This window comes from Halovivax limisalsi (assembly GCF_023093535.1).
Taxonomy (GTDB): domain Archaea; phylum Halobacteriota; class Halobacteria; order Halobacteriales; family Natrialbaceae; genus Halovivax; species Halovivax limisalsi.
In genome coordinates, this window is the sequence record NZ_CP095757.1 from 3691829 (window position 1) to 3710180 (window position 18352).

Annotated in this window: 10 protein-coding genes, 1 tRNA gene and 1 pseudogene; 2 read left to right on the forward strand and 10 right to left on the reverse strand. The window is 62.2% G+C overall.

Features of this window, described 5'->3' with window-relative positions:
- Positions 1-592 precede the first annotated feature (592 nt).
- Entirely contained in the window at positions 593-1522 is a 930-nt protein-coding gene (locus MXA07_RS17165; RefSeq protein ID WP_247729816.1) for a ferritin family protein, read from the reverse strand.
- Positions 1523-1879: 357 nt separating this feature from the next.
- Here MXA07_RS17165 and MXA07_RS17170 point away from each other — a divergent pair, with 357 nt between their 5' ends.
- On the forward strand, positions 1880-3520 hold the full coding sequence (locus MXA07_RS17170; protein WP_247729817.1) for a hypothetical protein: 1641 nt from the start codon (positions 1880-1882) through the stop codon (positions 3518-3520).
- 50 nt (positions 3521-3570) lie between these two features.
- Here MXA07_RS17170 and MXA07_RS17175 read toward each other — a convergent pair whose 3' ends face one another.
- The 5 genes and pseudogenes from MXA07_RS17175 to MXA07_RS17200 form a co-directional block, all read right to left on the reverse strand.
- On the reverse strand, positions 3571-5784 hold the full coding sequence (locus MXA07_RS17175; RefSeq protein ID WP_247729818.1) for a heterodisulfide reductase-related iron-sulfur binding cluster: 2214 nt from the start codon (positions 5782-5784) through the stop codon (positions 3571-3573).
- A gap of 329 nt (positions 5785-6113) precedes the next feature.
- Positions 6114-6383: a DdfA family disk-determining factor gene (ddfA, locus tag MXA07_RS17180; protein WP_343217248.1), complete on the reverse strand. Its 270-nt coding sequence runs from the start codon at positions 6381-6383 to the stop codon at positions 6114-6116.
- A gap of 196 nt (positions 6384-6579) precedes the next feature.
- Positions 6580-8442, reverse strand: a complete 1863-nt coding sequence (locus tag MXA07_RS17185; RefSeq protein ID WP_247729820.1) for a rhomboid family intramembrane serine protease — start codon at positions 8440-8442, stop codon at positions 6580-6582.
- Positions 8443-9656: 1214 nt separating this feature from the next.
- Positions 9657-10085, reverse strand: coding sequence for a hypothetical protein (locus MXA07_RS17195; RefSeq protein WP_247729821.1), 429 nt, complete (start codon positions 10083-10085; stop codon positions 9657-9659).
- A gap of 114 nt (positions 10086-10199) precedes the next feature.
- Positions 10200-10955, reverse strand: a pseudogene (locus MXA07_RS17200) (transposase); the annotation flags it as partial.
- Positions 10956-11753: 798 nt separating this feature from the next.
- Here MXA07_RS17200 and MXA07_RS17205 point away from each other — a divergent pair.
- Positions 11754-12731 (forward strand): hypothetical protein, encoded by a 978-nt coding sequence (locus tag MXA07_RS17205; RefSeq protein ID WP_247729822.1) that lies wholly within the window; start codon positions 11754-11756, stop codon positions 12729-12731.
- Between the two features lie 1170 nt (positions 12732-13901).
- On the opposite strand, the gene MXA07_RS17210 is transcribed toward MXA07_RS17205, so the two are convergent.
- The 4 genes from MXA07_RS17210 to MXA07_RS17225 all read right to left on the reverse strand — a co-directional run bounded on the left by MXA07_RS17210 (position 13902) and on the right by MXA07_RS17225 (position 18271).
- Positions 13902-13974 (reverse strand) — tRNA-Pro (locus MXA07_RS17210).
- A gap of 48 nt (positions 13975-14022) precedes the next feature.
- Complete coding sequence (locus MXA07_RS17215) at positions 14023-14718, reverse strand: DUF7504 family protein (protein ID WP_247729823.1); 696 nt, start codon at positions 14716-14718, stop codon at positions 14023-14025.
- A gap of 227 nt (positions 14719-14945) precedes the next feature.
- Positions 14946-17006, reverse strand: coding sequence for a DEAD/DEAH box helicase (locus MXA07_RS17220; RefSeq protein WP_247729824.1), 2061 nt, complete (start codon positions 17004-17006; stop codon positions 14946-14948).
- Positions 17007-17146: 140 nt separating this feature from the next.
- Positions 17147-18271, reverse strand: a complete 1125-nt coding sequence (locus MXA07_RS17225) for a hypothetical protein (RefSeq protein WP_247729825.1) — start codon at positions 18269-18271, stop codon at positions 17147-17149.
- Positions 18272-18352: the final 81 nt, after the last annotated feature.

Genomic DNA, 18352 nt, shown 5'->3' on the forward strand with positions numbered 1-18352 from the left:
ACCGATCGAACGTTCGCGTCGCGAAGGCCGGGACGCCGTCTCCGGAGCCAGATCCCGGGTCGCTCCCGCCGCCGCGATCGCCGTCCCGGCCATCGTCGACCGGGTCGTCAGTGTCCGCCCCGTCCGCACGTTCGAGTCCATCGTTCCCGTCGTCTCCGTCCGGTCCGTCGGACCCTCCACCACTGCCCGTGCCGTCCCCGGCTCCTGCGGACGGATCGCTCGTTTGGCCATCGCTGGAGCGGCCAGTGGGGGAGTTGCCTCGGGCACCGGCGCCGGTGACCCCGTCCGCCAGGCCGGCGAGCGTTCGGTACTCGACGTCGACGTCCGGTCGGGCCACGCAGCTCGAGAGTGCGGCGAGTGCGCCTGCCCCGCCCAACTGCAGTAGCCCGGCGCTTCATACCAGGCCACTAGTTGGCCAAACTATTAATTTTTTCTACTATAGTCTAACTTTATTAAATGTATGTCGGTGGCGAGTTCGGCGCCTGCGCATCGAACGGGATCCGGCGCTCGGGCCAATTCGATCGTGATACCGGACTATCGGTGCCCCGCTGGCTCGGTCGACGTGCGGTTCGATACCGAGCGCGAGGACGACTCATTCGGCGGGGTCGATCGAAACGAGGTCGTCGAGGTCGGGCACGTCGGCGGAGACGTCTTCGATCTGGGCGAGGCGCTGTTCGTGTTTCTCCAGCGCGTAGGCCGCCAGTTCCGTCGGTTTCATCCCCGCCGACTGGCCCCCGAGGCCGAACCGCTCGTCCGTGGCGATGCCCTGGACCAGCGGGAGGAGGTCGGTGACGGTCTCCTCGATCAGCGACGCATCGACCCGACCGGATTCGACGAGGGACGAAAGCTGGTTCATCCCGAAACCGACGTGGCGGCCCTCGTCGCTCCGGATCCGCTCGAAGCCCTCGACGAGGCCTGGAAGGTGGGGCAGGGCCTCGAACTCGCCGCCGAAGGAGCGACTCATGCCGTAGTAGCCGGTTTGGGCGAGGATGCCTTCGACCGTGAGGTGGTAGTGACTGTACGCGATCGCACGGGTTTCGGGCGAATCGTCCTCCAACAACCGCTGCGTGGCTCGTTTGTTGCGATCGAACAGTTCCAGGAACGAGTCGTCGAACCACTTCTCGTCACGCGGACTCGTGCGATCCCAGCCGAGGTGGTCCTCGACGCCCCAGACCACCGTGCGCCAGTACCGATCGAAGAAATCCGCGTGCTTTGCCTCCTCGTAGAGCTGAGTGGTGAGAAACAGCTGGTCGTCGATATCCTCGAGGACGACGGCGAACGGCGCCAGATCCTCGGTTACGGCGTCCTCGCCCGCACCGAACTTCGCGATTCCCGTCACGATGGCGTCGAGGTGGCGCCGGTCGAATTCGTCCGTCGCCTCCGCGTGGGCGAGCAGATTTTCCAGATCCGTCTCGAGATCGATCGCGGCCGGATCCCAGTGGCGCTCGACCGCATTCCGGTAGTACCGGTTCGACCGCGAGGCTCGGTCCATCACGGCCGTCGGCGTGTACGTCCGCTCCATGCTTCGATTTCGGTCGGCGGTGCAATTAAGGGTGACGAGAACTGCCGGTGAGGACCGCCGGCCCTCGTCACTCGCCGCCGATCCGGCGGCAACTCGGGCGTCGAACCGAACGACGAACCATCGGCGTCGCCGGCAGCTCCGTCGCCGATACCGACCCCGTCGATAGCCGCATCGACGGCCTCGATACGGCCCCGAAGCCGCCGGTTCTGAGTCCACCGCGACCATCTCCTCGCGCAGTGACCGCCTCCAACGAGTATCACGGCGACCGCGCCGGTGGCACGCACGGCTTCCCTCCGTCGCGACGGAACCGAGCGGTGCAAGCGTTTATAGTGTTAGATGTTGAAATGTTTTCCAGTGATGTTACCGACCGATGCGGCCGATGACAAAGGGACGGGTGTTTCGCGTCGACGCGTCCTCGAAAGCGCCGGCGTCGCGGGCGTGGGAGCGACGGGGATCGCGGGCGCGACAGCCCGCACGAGCGCACCCTGCGAACCGCGGTGGGAGACCGAAACGTGCGTCGTCACCGTCGAGGAGGCGCCGTTACTCGAGGCCTGCGGGGACGACGACCCCGCAACCGTTCCCGCGGGGACGGAGGCCATAGTGCTGGATTACACCTGTTGTGCCGAAACGGACGAGTACTACTACGTCGAGTGGTGCGAGTCGGACTACCCCGAGGGATGGGTCGCCGAGGCGGTGCTGGAACGGGCACCGTCCTGCTGTGGCACCTGTTCGTTCCGCTGGGAAGTCGAAACCTGCGTCACGACGACCGGTGCCGAGGTCCCGGTGTACGAGGAGGAGTGCGCTCAAGAGCCCGGTGCAATCACGCCCAGCGGGGCGAAGGGGGTCATCCACGAGCGGGTCTGTTGTGAAGACGAGGAGGGTAACCGGGTCCCGCGGTACGGGATCGAGTGGTGCCACGCCGACCTTCCCGACGGGTGGGTAACCCAGACGGACCTCACCGCCTCCGACGGCTGTTGTGACTCCTGCGAGCCGCGGTGGGGGCCCGACACCTGCGTCGAGACGGCTGTCGACGGCGTGCCGATCTTCGACGAGGAGTGTTCCGGCGACCCGATTGAACTGCTCCCGCAGGGAATGCAGGCGACCGTCCTCGAAGGCGGGTGCTGCGAGGGTCCGACCGGACCGACGCCGGGCTACTACGTCGACTGGTGTGACTCCGACCTCGAAATCGCGTGGATCCGGCAGGCGGACCTGGTGGAGTCGAGCGGTTGCTGTGGCACGTGCGAACCGCAGTGGGGGCCCGAGACGTGCGTGGAAACGGCCGGCGACGAGGTCCCAATCTTCGACGAGGAGTGTTCCGGAGACCCGTTCGAATACCTTCCTCAGGGGGTACAAGCCACCATCCTCGAGAGCGGCTGCTGCGAGGGCGCGGACGGACCGACGCCCGGCTACTACGTCGACTGGTGTGACCCCGATCTCCCGGTCGCGTGGATCCGGGAGGCGGACCTCGTCGAATCGAGCGGTTGCTGCGAGCAGTGTACATTCGAGTGGGACGTCGACGACTGCATCCGGGTTCGGTTCGACGAACCGCCGATTTTCGACGCGGCGTGTGCGAACGAGCCGATGTCCGTCGAGGCGCGAGCCGTCGTCACCGACCGACGCTGCTGTGAGATCGACGGCGAACTGCGGCCGCGCTACGCCCTGGAGTGGTGTGACGCGACGCTCCCCGACGGGTGGGTCGACGAGGCGGCCGTGGTCGGCTCGGCCCGCTGCTGTGACTGCGACCTGCAGTTAGAACCTGGTCAGTGCGTCATCACGTACGACTACAGTGTCGCCCTCTACGACGAGCCGTGCGCGGGGGAGTACGAAGTACTGATTCCGGAGCGGACGAAGGGAGTCGTCCGCGAGGGCGCCTGCTGTGAGTTCAACGGCGATCCCTGGTCGGGCTACTACGTCGAGTGGTGCGATCCGGACCTCCGGGACGGCTGGGTCGCCGACTACGCGGTATCCGCGTCGGACGGCTGCTGTGACGAGCAATAGGGGCCCGCAGTCGACCGGCCGCGAAAGCCCGGATCGGCTCGCAACCGGTCTCAGTCCGCCGCGATCTCGACGTTGGCCTCGTCGGCCTTCCCGAGCGCCTCGACGAGCAGTTCGGCGACGTCGACGATCTCGATGTCGTCCTCGAAGCCGCCGGTCTTGCGGCCGTCCTCGTACATCGTCATGCACATCGGGCAGGCGACGACGAACTTCTCGACGGCCGCGCCGGCCTCGGTATCCTCCAGGGCCTCTCGCAGGCGCTCTTCGCTCGGTTTGGGCTCTTCCTCGAAGTCCATCCAGAGGCCGCCGCCACCGCCGCCGCAGCAGAACGAATCCGCGCGGTTGCGCGGCATCTCGTGGAGGTCGGCGCCCGTCGCCCGGATGAGTTCCCGCGGGGCCTCGTACTCGTCGTTGTACCGGCCGAGGTGACACGGATCGTGGTAGGTGACCGTGTAGTCGAGTTCGGTCCCCGTGAGGTCGAGTTTCCCCTCGGTGACGAGTTCCTCGATGGCCTGCGTCCAGTGGAGGACGTCGATCTCGCCGTCGGCGTTCCACGAGTCGGTGTACTCGAACGGCATCATCGGGTCGTCCGCGAACTCCTCGAAGTCGAGCTCCGGATACTCGTTTTCGAACGTGTTGTAGGAGTGTGGGTCCGTACAGACGATGGTGTCGAAGTCACAGTCGTCCCACGTTTCGACGTGGTGGCCGGCGAGTTCGACGTAGAGGAACTCCTCGCCGACGCGGCGGATGTCGTTGCCGTCGTACTTCTCGTCCTCGAAGAGGATGCCGAAGCTGACGTCGGCCTCCTGTAAGATCGTCGCGAGCGAGCGAGCGACCCGCTTGTTGCGGTCGTCGTAGCTCGGGTAGTCGCCGACGTACCAGAGGTAGTCGACTTCCTCCTCGCGGGCGTCAGTGAGGTCGAACTCGAGCTCGTCGGCCCAGTCCGCCCGATCCCGGGGGCTGTTCCCGAACGTGTTGCCGTCCTGCATCACGTTCTGGAAGACGTCCTGCATAGACGAGCGGACGTCGCCCTGGTCGGTCAGCTGGCGGTTGAGCTTCGTGAAGCTCTTCAGGTGCTCGATCTCGACGGGACAGGCGTCCATGCAGGCCATGCATGCCATGCAAGACTCCATCGTCTCGCTATCGATGACCGATGCGCCCCCGTCGGCGATGATCGGTTTCTCCTCGGTCTCGCCGGCGTCGAGTTCCTCGCGGTACTGTTTCAGGTCCAAGATTACGTTCCGCGGGTCGAGCGGGCGATCGGAGGCTTTCGCCGGGCAGGCGGCCGAACAGCGGCCGCACTTGGTGCAGGCGTCCTGGTCGAGCATCTCCTTCCAGGTGAAGTCCTCGATGGATTCGGCGTTCGTCGCGTCCAGATCCGACGGGACGTTGGGGAGGCGCCGGCCCGCCTTCTCGTCGCGCGTGACGACGTTCGCGAACGACGAGAACATGTGGAACGGCTTGGCGTAGGGGATCCACGCGATGAAGAAGAAGGCGTTCAGCGAGTGGAGCCACCAGATCGCCCAGTGGACGTTCTCGACGTTGAACCCGGCCGTATTGAAGCCGGCCGCCTCCGGACCGAGCGTCGACAGGCCCATCGCGTCGAACCCGAGCGCGAGCGCGTAGCCGACGAAGCTGACCCGCTCGAAGTCGGGAATGCCCATCGAGTAGATGCGAAGGCCTTCGAGCAGGAAGCCGCCCGCGCCGAGGAAGAACAGCGTCCAGACGAAGACGTCGTCCTCCAGAGAGGTGTGGCGGTCGAGTAACCGGTGATTGCCGACCCAGTATCGCCGGTAGATCGCCATCCCGAGCCCGACGACGAACAGCAGCCCCATGGCGTCGACGATGAACTGGTAGGAGAGGTAGAAGTCGCCGATCCAGAACGATGGTTGCTGGAAGATCTTCTGGACGGCGTACTCGTCGACCATGATGATCACCGTCGCGATGAACAGGGTCAGAAAGCCCCACATGATGAACGCGTGCATCAGGCCGCCGTAGAGGTCGCGGTTGAACTGCTTCTCGTTCGAGAGGACGATCTTCGTCGCCCCGACGACGCGTTCGTGGATCTCGTCGACGCGCGGGAACGGATCGTCGCTGGCTCGCGCGTACCGGGCGAACCGGCTCACGAACCCATAGAGAAAGACGAGAATCGCGATCGTCGCGAACAGGTAGAAGATCGCGTATTCGGTGTCGGTGATACCCCAGTACGTCTCGCGAGTCGCCTCGCTCGTCGCGAGGGTAACGGCACCGTCGACGCCTCCAGACATGTCCTAGGGGCCGGAGCAAACCACCTTAACTCTTGTTACACCCGTACGCGCTTGCGGTTTCGCGGTGGCGCCGACACCGCTTCGAACGGGACGCCACGGCGGTCCGACCGACGATGGGCGCCGTCCCGATATCGACCTCCCGCGGCCCGTTCGCCCGCGGTTCGGGCGCCGTTCGACGCGCGTCGGCCGGTTCGGACACTCCGCGAGCATTTCGAACGCCGTTCGACGCGTGCCGGCGTCCGTTCGGCGGGTCGACCCACGGTCACCGGACGATCCGTTCTCGCAATCCAGGCGCTGATCGATCTCACCCGGAAAAATTCCTGCGGCCGCTATTCGATCGCCGGTTCTCGGCGGTCGCCCGCACGCTCCCCGGCCGACGGTTCGCTCCCGATCGAGATGTCGCCCGCGGCCGTGACGGTCACCTCGTACCCGCAGTACGCGAACGTGACCGACCCGTCGCGAGCGCGCTGGCTCGTCGTAGTCGGTTCGAACAGAGCATCCAGCGCCTCCGGATCGATAACGTCGTGAAGCGGCGGTCTGAGCTCGGTCGGATCGACACCTTCGCGGTCGGCTACTTCACTGACTATGTGTACCCCCATCTCCCCACGCATGACCGGATCGAACCAATCCCTACATAAAAATCCCTACGATACGTGCAGAATAAAGCCGGTTTCAGATACCGATGGGTATCGATGAAAGCACGGCTTGAACGTACCAGCACGATATGATGATGGCGGTAATCGACCACTTACCCGACCGTTGGATCGGGTGGCGACCCGGGTTTCGTTACCGAGGCTATCCCGCGTCGACTCGAAGCGGTTCAGCCGCTTTGTCGGCCGCTCGCGTGGCGATCTGGACGGTCGTTCCATCGACCGTGACGTACAGTGTCGCCGGAGTAGTGTCGGATTGGACGTGGAATTCGAGGTCCCCGACGCGCTCGGTCGCGTTCGGTCGTGGGATCGGGACCGAACCGATCGCCGCGGCGTCTCGTTCGACTCGAATTTCGAAGGCATCACCCGTTGGGACGATCTCGATGCGGCGATCGGCGATCGTCGCGTCGACCCGCGCGCCGTCGGACCGGAACGACCGGGTGGTCTCGCCGTCGTGGACGAGGTCGACCGCGTACGCCGTCTCGTTGCCGAGGACCGTCCAGCCGATGCGCTCCGCACGAACCGTCTCGTACCAGCCGACGCCACCGACGGCGATCGTCGTCTCGCGTTCGTGTTCGAGGATCGTGGCGCGCTCGGCCACGGTGAACAGTTCCCGATCGTCACTGGCGACCAGCACGCCGTCGAAGGTCGACTGGTCGCCGGCCCCCGGAAACGCGAGCAGTCGCCGGTCGGCGGTCACGTTCTCCTCGTAGGTGACCGTGTAGTCGCCGACGGACACCGCGCCGCTCCCCGGCACGTCGTCGCCCACGAGCGCGAACCCGTACGGGACGCCGACGAGGGCGACGACGGCCGTAAACGCGACGAGCCCCGCGAACGCGGTTTGTCGACGCGTGACCCGGCCACCGGTGAGGGAGGACGGCAAGAGCGGCGGGAGGGCGGGCAGGACGAGGAGGACGTACGCGGCTGCGGAGACGCCGATGACGAACGCGGCCCCGGGAACAGACAGCGAGCCGACGACCGACAGACCGAACAGGATCGTCAGCGCGCCGAGCCAACCCGCGGCCAGTCGGCGGCGGCTCGGCACCCACCGGACGCCGGCCAGGGGACGCGGAAGCGGGCGGTCGCTCCCGGCCACGGCGACAGTGACGACGACCGACAGCGCGAGGAAGAACGCGACGCCGACGCCCCGGTACATGACGAAGGTGTCCGCATCACCAGGCCAGACGAGCAACCAGACCGACTGGACGAGCCCGACGAGCACGATCGCCGCGAAGACGGACATCGGCCGCGGCCGGACGGATCTGGCGCGAGAGAGTCCAATCGCGGCGACGACGCCGAGCAGGAACCCCAGCAGGTGGGCGTGAAATCCGACGCCGGCCCACCCCGGCGGCTGCGGCGCTCCCGACTCGATCCCCGCCCTGAGAACCGGGCTCGTGAGGGCGTCGTAGAGCACGCCCAGGGCCGAACTGGCGACGACACCTCCGATGGCGAGGCGCGGCGCCGCGACCGCCGCGAACCCGAGAAGGGCGTAGACCGCGCCCGAAAAGCCGAGCCCCGGCCCGAGCGAGAACACGGCGGTGAGGAAGGCTGCGACGAAGAGCGCGAGCGGGAACAGCGCGACCGCCCGGACCCAGGGGCTCGAGCGCAGCCCGGAACCCGGACGAGCACGTCCGGGTTCATCGGGTGGATAGTGTCCCCAGGTCCACTCGACGATCGCTCCGAAGACGACCGTCGCCGTGAGGTTCGAGACGAGGTGAGCCGTCGACGCGTGGGCCAGTCCGGCGGTCACCAGCCCCAGCGGATAGAAGTACGACCACGAGACGAACGCGTACGTCGACGGCTCGTCCGGGTGGACGAGGCCGTACTGCACGACGAGGTAGAACGTCGCGAGGACCGCGACCGTCAGCGCCGTCCCCCAGGGAACGCCGTACAGCAGGCGCCGACGGAGGCGGGCGTGGCCCGCCCGCACGTCGCCGGTCCGGGCCGCGTACCCCAGCGCGAGAGCCATCGCCCCGACGACGACCAGCTGCGTTGTCGAAGGCAGCATTGCTCGGCGATTTGGAGCGTGGACGCCTAACTGTTCTGGAGACCGACCGGTCTCTCACCTGTCGCCGCCCGTTCGAGACAGTCTCGAGAAGTTCGCGGACACGCCCGGACGATCCGACGTCTGAGATGGCAACCACAGACGACGTGTCCGCACCCCGGGCTACCACACACCCATACATAGTTATTTTGGCAGAACCGTCCGATTTGCGTCGGTATCACCGTCGACGGGCGGTCGCACGGCCCGATACCGGGTATCCGGAACGGGTAGACCCGGCTTCCGAGACGCTCTCCGCTCCGTTCGGGTTTCGCCGCTCACATTCGCGGTTCTCACTCCGTTCCGAACCGCGCTTCCTTCGGCTACGCGGGCGTGGGACTCGTCTCGTTCGACTCCGCACGTGGCCACGCTCCGCTGCTCCCGTTCCTTCGTCGCGAAGAAGTGGGACCGCGCGGCATTGAAGCAGCGCGGTTTTCGCTGCGCAGTTCGGCGTTCGACTGGGTGGATTCCGTTCTCATGATTCGGCCTCGATGTCGAGTTTGCTCAGGTGCGGTCGTCGACGATTCTCCATCCGCTCTCGCTTTGTCGCCTTGTCGTAGTACTCGTCAATCACGTCCTGCGAGGCGTTCACGCGGTCAGCAGTGACCTCGCGGGGAACGCCACGGTCTCGGTGCCAGGTGATCGACCCGGTACGAACGTGATGCGGGGCCCGAGACGATGGACACTGACTGCATTTCGAGTGGCTACGGTACTCGCAGAAATCGGGATCAACACCGTGCGGGCACTCCTTCCGAATGCACGGGAGCGTAGCCCGATACATCCAAACCCGTACGGTATTCGGGTCCGGTCGCCCCTGCATCGACGTGAACAGCGGTTGCCGTCCGTGGTCGTCGTGGTTGTCCCACCGGTCGCCCTGGATGTACTCGGAGATCGTCGCCGCGACTCGGTCGTTCAGCGCGACGACTCGCTCACCGTTCTGCTTGTTCTTGAGCGGCGTTCCCGTTTCGGGTCGGTGGACGAACTCGAGCGTTCGGTCTCCTCGGTCGAAGTCACGGAGATCGAGCGCTCGGAGGCCACCGAGCCGGGCACCGGTATGCCAAGCTGTTTCGAGCAGCGCGTGACGAAGGCAGCCGCGAAGCGTCTCGTCGTCCCGGGAGTACGCGATCAACTCGTCACAGCGAACAGAGGCTCGGCGCACAGCACGGCGGAACGGTTTCCCATTAGACGCTTACCTTATTAACCATATATGATTCCTCACCATTGTTATGAATAAATCGGATACTGTCGACACTAACACCATCCAATGTTATCCTCCCCGAATACTTAACGGCGCCTTCACAACGCCCGGTTTCTACATCGTCCGTTTTCAAAGCTATTACATCACAGATAATCCGCCGGTCATCTTCACTTGTAGGTAAATATGCATATGAACGTAACCCATCATCGGCGGAAACAGCTGACATTACTCCAGTAAAGTGGATAGTCTTCCTTCTTTCACCCATTTGGGCATCAACTGTGTCATCGGTATCATTGCATAATCTTCTGTCAATATCGACTGAAGATCTGGCAACTCTTTCATCGTCTCTGAATAACATACATCCAGAAAGGAATGGTAAGGCAGTTACTCCAAAAAACGATCTCCGGTTCATATTTATTTGTCTTTAATAGATTTACTTATTCCTTTCGCTAATAGGAAGCACATTATTGGCGGACAAAATAGTTCGGCCGTGGTGAATCATCATACGGCGCATTATTTCACTTTTAATGGTACGGTTGATGTAATAGACTAAGGCACACACCAATACAATTGCACAAAACCAAATTCGCGCACGCACGGCGACCGAGCCTGCACTTAATCACCGAGAAAACGGTTTCAACAGCGCGCTCTGACCGTAGAGTGCCCCATTGATCCGCGCGTTATGCACGCGGTCGATGGGGCAGAATTCTCGATCCATAATTAGGTGTCTTACGTCCTCTTTCCAGGGTTTATCGCGTAATTGTTTCCAATCGGCATCGTTTTCAGCGGCAGGCCTGTGCTACTCGCCCGCCTCAACGGGAACAAGTTGCCAACCGGTCTGCGTGTCGTGACGTTTCCTGGTTGTGCAGTGAACTCCGAGGAAAGCTCGTGAGGCTGTATCGACGAGCGCGGTCGTTTTGAAGTGTTTGAAAACGGTAATTCGCCGTCTGAAGCAGTGTCAGCTGGCGTTCACGCGTTCTAATAACGTCCCATTCAACACAGTGTGACCAGATGGTTCTTGAAGCTGTGCCGAGAGGCGCAGAAGCACTCGCCAGACCGCCATCTTGATCCTATCATACGCACTCACTGGGGTCAAGTGGTCAGGGAGATCGGCCTTGAGAGGCCGATCCCCGTTAACATTTTTGGCCTCTCGCTCAGGAGATCGGGGCCTCGCAGTAGGACTGCTCCAAGTAAATTCAGGAGACAGTGTAACTAAAACGACGGCGTAGCCGGCGAACCTGCCGCCACCCTGGGGCGGGGAATTCGCCTTGGCCACCAACAGTACTTTTCCGGTCTAGCGAGAAATTTTGGACATGAACCATCCGCTGTTTCCCGCTTCAACTCCCTAGCTCTGACGGATCAAGCCAGCGCCGTCCTGCGGTAACCAGAACCAACAGTTCAAATAATCTCGTCGAAAGCTGATCGCTTCGAATGCATAAGATTCTCCGGTACAAATGAAAGACTCTAAGATACGGTGTACTTTTCTTTTGAGACGCCTCAGCGCAGCAATCACAACCATGACAACTGCGAGTGTCTCTCTCATGGTTTTACGATCGCGTTGCCATCCGCCTATTTGCCTTCGTTTTGAATAATCGCTTCTCGTTGGTAGTTCTCATCGTCTTCTAAGGGTTCGTATACTGGAGGCCCCTCCGTGTTGCGGTGAACGACTTCTCTTAGGCCAGCCTGAGAAGAAGTCGCATAGTTGTTTTGTCAGTGGATTTCGGGGGGACGACGCGCTTATCCCTGCTGCAATCAACGCGTGTGAACACCTTCAGCAAAGTTTTCATGGCCACGTTTCAAGAAGGGAAAACGAACGCGGGGCCCAGTCGCACTCACGCCCTACCAGCCCACAGTGACATAGACACACTCATTCAATGAGGCCAACGAGACCAATGGCCAACACGTCAAGCGTTCTGGGAACTGCTCAACGCTCTGCCAAAGCGACTGATAAGCCACATAACCCCCCATATTCCGAACCCATATACTTCGCCTTACTTAATAATATGAACTAGGAGCTATTAATAGTATAGAATTTTTAAATCATAAAATTTAAAAGTATAGGGAGGGCATTGCTATTTGCATGTCCACTAAAGATGGTCGACGGAAATTAATGAAACGGATAGCATTTACGGCAAGCGGGGCTTCCTTGGTAGGGAATGTAGCTGCCAAGGACATTAGACATGCAGATCATGATGATTTTGAAGAGGTGGACACGTACGACGAGGAGACGGAATACGGGTATCAGAAATATACAGCCAATGGCGGCGATGACTTGGTAGATGAAATAATAACTGGGACCTCCATTCACCTTATAGAAATTCTAGAAAATGAATATGACGGGTATCTGTGCAAGTTTAGAGTTGGATTCTGTGCTCGAAATGGAAAGCAGACCATAGAACTAGGGTATCAGGGAAGCAAAATCAAAGCCACTGATGGTGATCTCTGGATCTCAACCTCACCTGATCTAGTCGGCCATTATCCACCAATAACCGATCAATCCTCAAACATTGCTAACGATATTGCGTATACTGTTCTTAAAGGTGCTGCCGGCGTTGCCTACGGTTCAGGCGCAACTGCTGGAATTGTTGCCACAGAAGTGGTCACCACAGCAGCATTTGCAGATGGTCAGGAAAAGTATGACAATTCAGCTAAGTATGAGTGGGACTATCTGGGGGATTGGGGCACGAAGGGTGATTCCGCACACGAAATAGGCCATCATTTCGAATTCCGGATTGAACATCACAAAGATATTAATCCAAAATTTGAACTCTCCCAGTATGCTGAATATTGGGATTCTGGTGGAAAATGCAGGCCGTTTGACGATGACTGGTATTGTGGTGGGCCCGACCCAGAGGAGGACAATAATGTAGCTTGGACCAACAAAGAGTATAAGGCCGTGATCATGGGTGACAATAATGGAATTATAACTGATGCACATAGGCAGAAACTCCCACAAGAAGAGATTGCCAATGATACACATTTACAGGAGTTTGCAAATGGAGGGGACCTCTATAGGGTAATTCCACAGGAACCAATAGTGGTTAAGAATACAAAATAAGAGCGTAAACGCTCCTTTTCCGACTCTCTATTGACGAGAGTTGGGGGACGACCAACTGGTGGCGAAAATACAATTGGAGAACGAGCGGATGCAGGTCAGAATAGAGGTTGAAGGGGTGATCCGTTGGCGGTTTCTGGTATATGGCCAATATGGGCCAATTCACTGGTTATAGCGCCTACTTGCTGTGGGAGTCTTGTGGAACGCGAAGCGACACCTCGAGAGTTGACACCTTATATCCAATTATATCTACTGGAACTATCGATCGTTGATTTGGTTCGCAATATGCAGGATTCGCCATCGGCCCCGCTCGATCGACCGTCCACACCAGGTACAAAGGCTGAATTATTCTCCAACAGCGGCAAACCGCCGAATCTCGTCGCACTCAGCGTTATGCTGATCTACCTTACTGATCGATGTGACCAACTATATGCTACCGTCGGTCCCGCAACGAACGAATTTCGACCCGGCAGGCTCTTTCTGACGCATACTACCTACATCACCCGTATCATTCTCCCCGAATTGACCGAGAAATATACGTGGATGTCGCCGTGTTTCCGCCAGCCCGGGTGTAGCAACAGACCGTGGTAGTCCGCTGAAGTTTGGGTCTACGATGCGAACCTCACGGAAATCGCAACGCCGTCGAACGGCTCTTCCAAGAGATCGAAGAGGAAACTTGGAGATTGATCAACTGCTTTAGAAAAGCCGAACCAGAGGCCGCCGAACCGAGGAATCAAAGTTACGCATACTGCTTGAATAGACGCATCTGAACAATGTTTCGGTATAAGACATTACCATTGTCAACACAAACGCGCCGTAATTCAAGACATAGGTACCGCAGTTGCGACGTGGTTACGAATCAGCCGGCCGTCGAGTTCGACACTCTTGCCGAAAACCTTCGATTGAATAGTCTAGACCGGCGGTTACGCGAATATTTCCAGAAATCGGTGTAGTTATCCAATCCAATTTGTTTATATTCTGAATAGGGGCCGCGGATTTGGCCCACGCCGGGATGCTCCAGCTCGCCCCACTCAGTTCGCAGTTTCGCCGCTCACATTCGCGGTTCTCACTCCGTTCAGAACCACGTCTCCTTCGGCTGTGCGGGCGTACGACTCATTTTCAAACCGTGCGCTTTCAATGGCTGCTGCTCACGACTCGCTTACAGCAGCAATATGGGACCGCGCGGATTTGAACCGCGGTCACGGGCACCCAAGGCCCGAAGTATACCAGACTAACCCACGGTCCCGTAGGGGTCGTTCGCCGCAGAGTACGTAAAGAGTTTCGTTTCAGCCGATCAGCCGCCGAGGGCGCGCTCGATCTCCTCGTCCGTAGCCTCCGAGAACCCGCCCGTCTCCCAGGGATACTCGGTCGCCCCGGTCGTATCGACGTCGGCCAGCAACGCGGCGACCTCCTCGTCGGTGGCCTCGGGCATCGAGTTCGTCGCGCTCTCGTCGACGATGGTGTCGTCGAAGATCTCGAGGAACGCCGAGACGACCGCGTCCGGGTGGCGGGCGGGATCGAGGTGGTAGTGCGCCAGGGCGCCGACGCTCTCCAGACGCCGATTCAGGTAGACGGTGAACTCGAAGACCGTCTCGGGATCGGTCTGGCGCAGGAGCGCGTCGAGCGAGGCGAAACAGACGCCGATGCGATGATCGTGCCACTGCTTGCAGAAGCGACTGATCGAAACCCCGATGGCGCCCATGTCGGTCGGGTCGGAGACCGTATCGACCGCGACCGGGCCGGTGAAATCCGGCTCGCCGCCGTCCTCCGCGGCGCGGATCACGTCGCCGACCGACAACACGCCGAGCTGGCGGTCGCCGCCCGACGGCGTCTCCGGTTCGCGCTCCTGCCCGGCGAACGTGACCTGCAAGAGCGCGGTGCAATCGTCGTGGGTACACAATGACGCGCACCCCTCGGCGTGCGCCCGGGAGTCGCACAAGACGAGGACGTTCGCCGGCGGCTCGATCGAATCTGGTGACACTGAATCCATGCGCTTCTCGTCGGCGATATCCGATAATACACCCCACCTCCCTTTATATTTCCGGCCACAGATGGGCTATTGAAACTGGTTGTGGTGAATGGTAACCGAAGTTACTATTCGGGTGCCCCACCCCCGCAGTTGGTCGGCAGTGGATCCGGAAATATCGAACGGAACCGCCGAGGGCAGTATCGATGCTCGAACACCGCCAGCGGCGTCGTCTCGGACGGGTCGTCGACCTACAGGTCGGCGTCTCGCAGTTCGATGTCGGCGATCAGGTCGTAGGGGTGTGCGTCCTTCCGGATGCCGTCGAGGAGGGTGAAGGCCTCGCCCGGATCGAGGAAGTGTTCGGTGACGACCCGACCCAGCGGCGTCGGCTCGAAGCCGTCGATGAAGTCGTACTCGAGCAGTTTGCCGACGGCGTGTTTCGTCGGCACCTCGCCCAGCATGCGGTCGTTGAGTCGCTTGGCGTCGCGCCCGCCGACGGTGACGTTCGCGAGCGTCTCCTCGACGGCCGCGTCCTCGTCGTAGTGGGTCATCACCGACTCCATCTCGCCCTTGAGGAGTTTGAACGCGATCTCGTCTTCCGTCCCCTCCATCGAGTTGTGGTACGCGCAGTCGGGTTCGACGAGGACGTAGACTTTCCCCTCGTCGTGGTAATCGGGGCGCCCCGCGCGGCCGAGCATCTGGTGGAACTCCTGGACGGAGAGCCACTCGATTCCCATCGCCAGGGAGTCGAAGACGACCTGCGAGGCGGGAAAGTCGACCCCGGCCGCCAGCGCGGCCGTCGTGACGACCGCCGCGAGCTCCTGGTCGCCGAACTTGCGCTCGACGGTCTTGCGACGCTTGTAATCCAACCCGGCGTGGTAGGGCGCCGCGTCGTACTCGAGCTTGCGCGAGATCTCGTGACAGCGCCGGCGGGAGTTCGTGAAGATGATCGTCTGCCCCCGATAGCCCTTCGAGGACTTGGTGTCGAACTCGCGCTTGACGAGCTTGTTCGCCACGCGAACCTTCTCCCCGCCGTCGGCGAAGGTGACGTGGCGCTCGATCGGGACCGGGCGCTCCTCGAACTCGATCAGCGTCGACTCCAGCGTCCGCGCGAGGTGCTCGGGATTGCCGACGGTCGCCGACAGGTAGACCCACTGTGCACCGTCGTACCCTGTTCGTTCGGCCGCCCGGTTCTCCGTTACGTACTTGAGCCGGGAGATGAGCCCGTCGAGGCGGTGGCCGCGTTCGGGCTCTTTGAGGGTGTGGACCTCGTCGATGACGACGGTGCCGATGTCGCCCATCTCCTTGCCCGTCCGCAGTGCGTGGTCGATCCCCTCGTAGGTGCCGACGATCACGTCGGCGTTCGGGTCGAACCGGTTGCCCGAGTCGGCGATCCGGCTCGCCCCGACGCGGATGGAGACGTCGACGAGGTGGCCGTACTCGTCCCGGAAGTCCTCGTGCTTCTGGTTGGCCAGCGCGACCAGCGGCACCAGGAAGAGCAGCTTTCCCTTGCCCTTCAGGACGCGGTCGATCCCCGCCAGCTCCCCGACCAGCGTCTTGCCGGTCGCCGTCGCGCTCACGACGAGCTGGTCCTCGCCCGAAAGCAGTCCGTTCTCGACCGAGAGGCTCTGGACCGGCAGCAGGGTATCGAATCGATCCTCCAGAAGCGCCTGCAGGTCCGGATGCAGGTCCAGCGTGTCGACGCGAACCGGGTCGACCTCGTCGGTCGTCGCGCTGATCGTATCGAACTTGGTCAACTCCGGATCGAGCCGTCCCTGCAGGAGGTTGACGATGCGCTGGAGGTCCTGGACCTCCATCATCAGCTCCTCCAGGCGCTCTTTCGCCGCGCCGGTGACGCCGCCGGTGTAGGAGAGCTGGCGTTCGAGTTCCTGCCGGGCGCAGTCCCGGCAGATCCAGTCGCGATCGTCCTTGACGGCCGTCTCGGTCGTCACCGGCGAGTACCGGCCGGCCGACGCGCAGTAGCGACAGGTCCGCACCGCCTTCGCCTTGTCCTCGAGCTGGTAGCCCGAGAGCATCGCCAGCAGTTCGTCGCGTTTCTCGGCCGGCGTCTGCTCTGAAATCCGGATCCGCCGGGCCCGGCGGGCCAGCTCGACGAACTCGTCGGGCTGGCGCGGCTGCTCGCTCGAACCGTCCTTGAGGCGGAACTTCGCGGGCCGCGGGCCCGCCGAGGTCTCCGAGAGGTCGAGTTTCGCCCGGAACAGCCGCTCGCCGTCACGCTCGACGACGACCAGGTAGTCGTCGCCGGTCGCGTGACAGAAGAGCGTCTCGACCTGCTGGAGCTGCTTCGACACGTCCCCCCGTAGACGGGCGGATTTTAAGAGTCGTTCGCATCGTCTCGGCGCGACGCGCCGGCCAGGCTGTCCGAATCGCGGGCCGCCAGGCGGCGATGGCGACGGACCGGTTCGCCCGCCGATTGCACCGCCGGCCAGGCTCAATAGGCGTAGCTTCGGTCCGCCAGTTCGAACGTGCCGACGTCGGTGCGCGCAAGGGGCGCGTACCGGTCTTCTGGGACGCTCTCGAGATAGTCCGCGAACGTCTCGCGGAAGCCGGCGGGCGGATCCGCCCACAGGTCGACGGCACACTCGACGAGCGCGTCCCGGGAGACCGATGCGTCGGCCCGCTGCGTTGCTATGCCGTCCTCGAACGGGCCCCGCGACGCCACCGTCCGGCCGTCTACCCGAACCGCGTCGCCAGCCGGCTGGCCGGTCAGACCGTAGAAGGACGACGCCGCGAGCTCTCGCATGAGCGTTCTCTCGTCCCGGCAGAACATGCAGGGCCGGTCGGCCGGTTGAAACTGGACGCCGCGCTCTCGGTGGCGCTCACACTCGCGTCGGTCGAGCGATCCGATCGATCGCGCTTCGACGTCGAGCCCATCGTCGTCGAGTTCGACGAGGAAGTAGCCGCCGTAGACCGGGTCTTCGGTCTCGGGATGCAAGTAGTGGAGAAACGCCGCGTTGAGGCGGCGGTCCAGATGGCGGCCCCGATGGGTATTTCCGCAGAAGTGCGCGAGCCCGTCGAAGTGGTCGACGATCGACCACTTCTCCACGTGGGTGACCAGGATCTCGCCCTCGCTCGCGTCGTACGGCGCGTTCGTGAACGTGTGGTCGCCGACCGTCACGCGGCCGCCCTCGGGGATTTCGGTTCCGACGTCGAGATCGGTCGGGAGGTCGCCGAAGAAGTCCTGGTTTCCGTAGACCCACACCAATCCGTGCGTGGCGCGGTCGTCGAGCCGTCGGAGGAGCGGTTCGACGGCCGCGAGTTGCTCGGCGCCGCGTTGCGTTCCCGCCTCCACGTCGGCCTCGCGTCTCGCGGTTCCCTTCCGGTCACCGCTCGCTCGTTCCGAGGCCTCACGTCGGTCGGCCTCGCGTCTCGCGGTTCCCTTCCGGTCACCGCTCGCTCGTTCCGAGGCCTCGCGTCTGGCAACTCGCCAGGCGCGAGTGAAATCGCCGACGTGAACGACGTAGTCGAGCGCTTCGCCCTCGGCGTCGTCCAGCACGCGCCGGAGCGACGACGTGTCACCGTGGTTGTCGCCGAGCACGAGGAACCGATCGGACATAGTGGTGAGTGGTGGCCCGCTCGGCTAATCGTTGTGGCCCGTCGTCGCGTGACAAACCCGGTCGGCCCGCTCGGCGAAAGG